This is a genomic window from Bartonella sp. AP21QHHD, assembly GCF_042196205.1.
In the GTDB taxonomy this organism is placed as follows: Bacteria; Pseudomonadota; Alphaproteobacteria; order Rhizobiales; family Rhizobiaceae; genus Bartonella.
The window spans coordinates 1-3174 of the sequence record NZ_JBHIPT010000082.1 but is presented as its reverse complement, the minus strand read 5'-3'; the positions used below and the strand labels follow the sequence as shown (position 1 = coordinate 3174).

General features: G+C 37.7%; 1 protein-coding gene. It reads right to left on the bottom strand.

What is annotated here, in order from left to right; genetic code table 11:
* Positions 1–1145: 1145 nt before the first annotated feature.
* Positions 1146–3174 (bottom strand): autotransporter outer membrane beta-barrel domain-containing protein (locus ACFIMC_RS05045; protein WP_375680782.1); only part of this gene is annotated, 2029 nt, incomplete at its 5' end.

The following is a 3174-nucleotide window of genomic DNA, read 5'->3' as shown; positions in this document are numbered from 1 at the left end:
GGTATGCTTTGATGCTTACTTCATTCCCCTGATGGCGCAAGTACCCAGACAGTTTCTATATCATTATGTTTTTATTGTAAATAACAAAACGAATTATATCGATGATGTTCTCTATGATTTGAAGTTTTGCTTCAGAAAAACTTTTTTTCATGATCATAAAAAGTTGAGAAAAGTGGATTTCATAAAACCTAGCTTGGTTAAGCTTATGCTAAATGCACTATGAAGTATGATATTTAAAAATTGTCTATTAAAGATAATCGCTATAAAAGCTCTATAGTGTTGAGATGTATTATTTGATGCACTAACCAAAACGATCAGCAAATTTTTTCTGCTATAAGAAGAAGAGATGAGGGGGCTATTCACAGGCTTTCTTTAAAGAGGCTAAGGGTACCAAAGTCCATTTTTCTAAGGAAGCACAGCCCATTTCGCGATGGTGTTCATGAATGCTATAACGCTAAAGCCATAGAGTCCCATCATCTTTACGCTTACGAAGGAGCAAGCCCGTCACACATTTTGCTAGCTCCCAATGTTTGTGACAAGCCCTTGGCACTTGAGGCAGTCCATGAGAGGAATTCTCAGGCTTTTCTTATATAACTTTTCTCCACACGCCAGCCCTGCTTGTAACGTGCAAGAAAATTTTTAATTGATTCAACATAAAACAAGTTTGAAATGAGAGAATCCTACGATATTAGGGACTCTCATTCAATATGCAAAACAAAGAATTATCTTTATAAATCAATATACTGTATGGAATGAGAGGGATAAGCATTGTCAAAATGGTTTGCCTAAAAACGGTACATGGACATATAAATGAATCCTTACAGGGTGCTGTTAAGCTAATGGATTGAAGAAACAGGAGGATAAACATAGAAAAGGTATGAAGAGAGAGTTTCTTTTATCATTATCTTTTCCAATGTAGTCTTCTTTATATTGTCTAAAAATACACTTTGCTTAGCTTTATAGACAAATTCGATAATGAATATGCCGCGTGACTCGTGTAAATAGGAGGGAAGGAGATCATTGAGGAGAAAAGAAAAAAGTTTCAGGGGATAAGAATAGTAGCTTACATAGATTAAAAAAGGCAGTATGTATACTGCCTTTTTTATTAAATTGAATAGAATGAATAGGCTATTTACAGCCTTTCCTTAAAACTGATAGCGTATCCCTCCTGAAAAGTTTGTTCCGGATATACCAGTTTTTTGCAGCTTTTTTCGATAGTTTATATCACCATGGAGGGCTAAACTGCGAGACAATTTTGCATTGATGCCAAGCCCACCTTCAATAGAAGATCCTGTAGGATCAAGGGGAAAGGTGTCGCCAATCTGTACTTTACCATCATCACCAAAAGTTTTGAGAAAGTTCACTTTTCCATACAGAGAAATGACACGGTTCTTTTCTGTGGAGGTAGTAGTTTTTGTCAAACGTCCACCAATGCGTACTAACCATTGATAAGGTTCACCGATATCAACTTTAAGATTATCAGCATCAGAAAAGGCATTAAAGATTAGACGCTGGTAAACAAGTTGTGCCTGGGGTTCAAACGTGAGGGCTTTAATACCCGTTGTGAATTTTTGACCTATTGTTGTTGAGGCAATTAACATTTTTATATCATCGACTTTAGTGGTACTGTTAGCGATGGCTGTAGAGATATTTCCTTTCCAGATCCCATAAGAGAAGAGTGTATCCATATAGAAACCGCTATTATGCTCTATACCGCTGTAGGCTGTGACTGCCCATTTGTTAAGCGTACTCTTGTCTGCATCTTCTATATTTTGGGGGGTGAGGGATAATTGAGCATAGGTTCCGGTAAGACCCCAATATAGGATTGTATTTTGGCTCTTTTGTGCAGAAGCTGTAAAACCTGCTTGTGTAGCAGCATAGCGAATGTTTGTGTTATAGCCATATTGTTGTGACGATAGGGTTGCGATACTTCCATAGGAAGAGAGAAAGAATCCATTTTTTTTGACGTTATCTTCGATCCCTATAGCTGTTGTTCTCAGATCAGCTAACAGAGTACTTTGTTGAGCCATATCGATAAAACCAGCGTAGAAGAGAGCATTAGGTACGGCCAAATAGCTCGCTACTTGTGGTAAAATAAATTTCTGCAAACGGAAATCCCAGAAATTATCATTTTCTCCCAACAGGTTTAGTGTTTCATTTGCAGCACCATAGCTGGATGTTGGTCCATAAGCGGTAAGCCTATATTTATAAGGTGAACCAGTTGCTTGGATATAACCATTGGCTAATTTGAAGGAATTTTCATCTGCTTTCCCGGAAACTTGAATGAGCGAAACTCCACTGGTATTAGAAGAAGGGTGAAAAGCTTCTGTTATATTATTGCTATCTTTGAAATCACTCATAACATAAACTGTTGTTGTACCTAAGACATCCCCTTGGATCAGAAGTCGATCATTTTTTTGATCGATTATATCAGAGCTCTCAACAGATCCAACATTAAAAGAAATCTTTGCGTCACCAGAAGCATTGTAGACTGCTTGCGTGTCTGGTTTCCCAGAACCTATATGCAATGTATGATAATGGTTTTCTGTCGGCTGTTGAAAAACAATGGAACTATTGTCGAGATTAAGTATAGAAACATCAGAATGAGATCTTTGGGCAATATCAAGTAACTTGCCCGCATCATCTTTTTCTTTTGTGCTAGTGTTTACGAACCATGTTGTATCGTTTTTGAGATCGAAAGTTGTCCTGCTGTTTTCGTCATTTCTTACTCCCCCCTGTAAGAGAGAGTTTTCTGCGGTGAGTGTAAAGATTTGATCAGGTTTTGGCGTATCATGAGTTATACCCACGAATAACCTGTCGGCACTGATTTTTGAATCTTTGAGGTTGAGTTTACCATTTGATGAATTGTTGGCAACAATACCCGTTCCATCTTCGACAAAAAGGTTTGTATTGGTCAGGTTGATTCTTGAAGTCTGATCGTTTTTGGAGTCATCAATGCTTATCCCATTGCACTGTGCTTTCGCAGAAATATCTGTGACATCAATATATCCGCCATCTTTTAAGACAAATGCAGCTTCTTTTGCTTTTACAGTTCCTCCAGTCATTGTGATTTTAGATTGTTCACCATCTGCATGAAGCCCATTATTTTCAGATGTTACTATAACATTATCATTTAAAGTAATTGTGCTGCCTTGCTTGGCTTGTACCTCACCG